Here is a 3,882-nt window from a genome sequence, read left to right on the forward strand (position 1 = left end):
GGGTGGACTCGGGTGGATCGCCGCCCGCGCAGGCCGCGCAGAACAGCAGGATCAGCGCCGTCAGGGACCGCATGTCGGGCCCTCCTCGCGGGACGGGGTCCCGGACCTCGGAGTCTACGCTCGGGTGCCCGCCGCCCGGCGGCGGACGGCGGGCACTCCTGGACGTCAGCTCACGGTGACGTCGTCGAAGGCGGTGGCGGTGGGGTCGCCGGTGTAGTTGTCGTCATGGCTGGTGAGGGTGAGGGTGTAAGAGTGCCCGGCGGTGACCGCCGAGGTGACCGGTTTCCAGCCCGAACTGGAGACGCAGGTCTTGGCGAGGACCGTCGTGGTGGTGCCGGTCGTGTTGTCCTTCAGCGTCGCGGTGGCCCAGTCGTAGGTGACGGTGTCCAGGCAGGTCACGTTGTAGTAGAAGGACACCTTCGTGCTGCCGGACGGCGCGGTGAAGGTCTGGGCGATCGACGAGTTCCCGTTGGTCGCGGCGCTGAGGCTGCCCAGGAGCGCCGCGTAGACGCCGCTGTGCGGGCCGGTGCTGGTCACGCCGGTCACCGGGCCGCTCGGCGTCCAGCCGGACAGGCCGCCGGTCTCGAAGCCGCCGTTGGTGATCCCGCCCCCGCCGACCGGGTTGACGGTCAGCGTGAAGCCGGTGTTGTGGGTCGCCGACGCCCCGGTTCCGGTGATGGTGACCGTGTAGGTGCCCGCCGGGGTGGACGAGCCGGTCGTGATGGTCGCGGTGCTGGAGCCCCCCGCGGTCACCGACGCCGGGCTGAACGACGCGGTCGCGCCCGTCGGCAGGCCCGAGGCGGTCAGGTTGACGGTCTGCGCCGACCCGGACGTGACGGCCGTGGCCACCGTCGTGGTGGTCGAGCCGCCGGCGGTCACGGTGCCGGACGCGGGGCTCGCCGAGATCGAGAAGTCGTTGGCGGGGGTGCTCGTGCAGCCCGGCAGGGTGAACGACGTCAGCCGGGTGTGCCAGTTGAAGCTGCCGTTGGCGGGCTCGTACTCGTTGGTGTACCAGAAGGTGCAGTCGTCGCTCGGGTCGACCGCCATCGAGGTGTAGTCGCCCCACCGGCTGTAGGACGTCTGCGAGCCCGCGCCGGTGATCGTGGTGGTCTCCACCTGGGTCATCGTCCCGAGCGGGTCGGACGGGGCGCGTCCGGTGAACCGGATCGACGGGTGGACGGACGAGGACGACTGGGAGTAGCCGAGCGCGATGTTCCCGACGTGGTCCATCGCGATCGAGCCCATCCACCGGTACGCGGAGTCGGGCGCGTAGGTGCCCTGCTGGTAGACGACCGGGTTCCCGCCCGACAGCCGCAGCTCGTACCAGCGCGTCCCGACCGAGCTGCCGGCGGTCACGGCGTGGTCGGTCACGAACGCCTCATGGTCGCCGTAGTTGCGGTACGCGAGCCGGTACATGATGCGGTCCGACAGCGAGTCGAGCTGCTGCGTCGTCCCGCTCTGCGGGACGCACGTGCCGGTGCTGCCGCAGGCGGTCGTGTAGGACGCCACCGTCATGCTGGACGGCCCGGTGAACGTGGAGTTGGCGGGCGTCGTCCAGTCGACGTGGAACTTCCAGTAGGCCAGCGAGGTGTTGGTCGTGCCGAGCCCGACCAGCAGCTCGTTCTCGCCGGAGGGCGGCGGCGTGGAGCCGTCCAGGTCGCCGGCGAGCAGGCCGCCGTAGGACGAGCTGGTGGTGAAGCACTGCTGGGTGGCGGCCGCGCCGGTCAGCATCTTCGCGCGGTCCATGGCGCAGGCCTCCGCGCCGAGGAAGGTGTTGCCGTTGAACAGGTTGTAGGTGACGTAGTAGGCGTCCGGCCAGACCGAGATCTTGGGGTAGTCCGGGAAGCTGGAGAACTGGTAGCTGTACCGGTTGTACGAGCCGGTGGCGTCGGCGCTGGTGGAGACCGCCACGCACTCGTAATACGGGCCGCTCGCCGAGGACACGTTGGCGAACTGGGTGACGATCCAGCGGCCGGCGAGGGTGTCCCACCGCACCGTCGCGTCACCGTCGTTGGTGCTCTGGCAGGAGCCGCCGAACCCGGAGAACAGGGTGCTGGTGTCGACGGGTCCGTAGGCCGCGGTGCCGGTGGACTTGTTGAACACCGCGTAGGCGGTGTTGACGACCTCGACGACCTGGGTCGAGCCGACCGAGGCGTTGGGGTCCGGCGGCACCCCGGTCACGGAGTACGTGCCCTGGGGGCCGGTGAAGCCCTGCCCGACGCCGTCGAAGTTGCTCGCGGTCGCGGCGGTGCGGGTGGTGCCGCCGGAGCGCTGCCGCACGGGGTCGGGGATCTTCGCCGCGGGCGGGGTGGGGAGGCGGGGCTCGTCGTCCGGCTCGGCCCGCCGGGTCGTCCGGGGCGGGACGGGGCGGATCGACCGCAGCGGCGGTGAGACGTCGTGGCGGACGGCGGGCCCGGAGTCGGCCGACCGGCGGGGCGGACGCGGCGCCTGGACGGGGGCGGCGGTCGCCGGGACGGGGGCGGACAGGGCGGTCAGGGCCGCGAGCGCCGCGGTGAGCGCGGCGAGGCCGGCTCGGGGGAGGTGGGGACGAGGCACGGCGGGGTCCTTTCGGACGATAAGGGATAACCCATGCCTGATGGGACAGCCGTCATGCTGGACCCGCCCTCCCCCGCCGACAAGGACGCCGCCCGCCGCCGAAGAGCCGTGCAAGCAGGGGAAAACCCGATGGCTTCGTCCGCCCTGTTGCCAGGCGGCGGGCACAGGCGCACAGTCGATGACTTCCCGTGCATTCCGGACATGCCTTCGCGGCGCATGATGCGCACCGAGCGTCCTGGGACTCGGCCGCCGGACCCGCAGAGCCGGCCCTTCCCCCGCTCTAACCCCGCGCTTACCTCTCGCGACCTGCCACAACTGGTCAGCCGCTAGACCAGTTGCATGGAAGAGGCCCCGCGCGGTGTGCCGTGCGGGGCCTCTTCTTTGCCGTGGGTGCCGTCTGAGGACTACTTCACCGAGCCGGCGAGGACGCCCTGGACGAAGTAGCGCTGGAAGGCGAAGAACACCGCCAGCGGCACGATCAGCGACAGGAACGCGCCCGGCGCCAGGATGTCGATGTTGCCGGTGAACTGCCGCATCTGCGACTGGAGCCACTTGGTCATCGGCTGGTTGCCGGTGTCGGCGAACACGAGCGCCACCAGCAGGTCGTTCCAGACCCAGAGGAACTGGAAGATCGCCAGCGACGCGATCGCCGGACCGCCCAGCGGGAAGATGACCCGCCGGAAGATCGTCCACTCCGAGCCGCCGTCCATCCGCGCCGCCTCCAGCAGGTCGCGCGGGATGGCGGCGAAGAAGTTGCGCAGCAGGAAGATGGCGAACGGCAGCCCGAACGCGACGTGGAACAGCACCACGCCCGCGAGCGAGCCGGCCAGGTGGAAGCCCCCGATCCGGACCGAGCCGTACAGCTTGGAGACCGGCAGCAGCGCCACCTGGACGGGCACCACCAGCAGCCCGACCACGACGAGGAACAGCCAGTCGCGGCCGGGGAACTCCATCCACGCGAACGCGTACGCGGCCAGCGACGCGATCACCACCACCAGCAGGGTCGCCGGGACGGTGATCAGCACCGTGTTCCAGAACGAGTCGACGAAGTCGCCCTTGCCGAGCAGGTCGGAGTAGGCCGAGAAGGTCAGCTGGCCCGGCTTGGAGAACACCTTCCACCAGCCGGACGCGCTGTTGTCGGAGGTGGACCGCAGCGACGCGACCAGCAGCCCGAACGTCGGGACCAGCCACACCACCGCGATGACGATCAGCAGGACCTGCGCGACGCCGCCGCCGACCCGGCCCACGATCCGCGCGGCGACGCCCCGGCGCGGCGCGCCCGCGCCGTCGCGGGCCGCCCGGGCCCCCGGCGACCCGGGCGGGGGC

2 protein-coding genes are annotated in these 3,882 nt (G+C 71.4%); both read right to left on the reverse strand.

The annotated features are described in order from the left end of the window. Nucleotides 1–165: 165 nt before the first annotated feature. Nucleotides 166–2,556, reverse strand: coding sequence for a hypothetical protein (locus tag AB0J52_RS31270; RefSeq protein WP_500186340.1), 2,391 nt, complete (start codon nucleotides 2,554–2,556; stop codon nucleotides 166–168). A gap of 404 nt (nucleotides 2,557–2,960) precedes the next feature. Then, a partial coding sequence (locus AB0J52_RS31275; RefSeq protein ID WP_500186341.1) for a carbohydrate ABC transporter permease occupies nucleotides 2,961–3,882 on the reverse strand: 922 nt, incomplete at its 5' end.

Source organism: Spirillospora sp. NPDC049652, assembly GCF_040675125.1.
Lineage (GTDB): Bacteria > Actinomycetota > Actinomycetes > Streptosporangiales > Streptosporangiaceae > Spirillospora.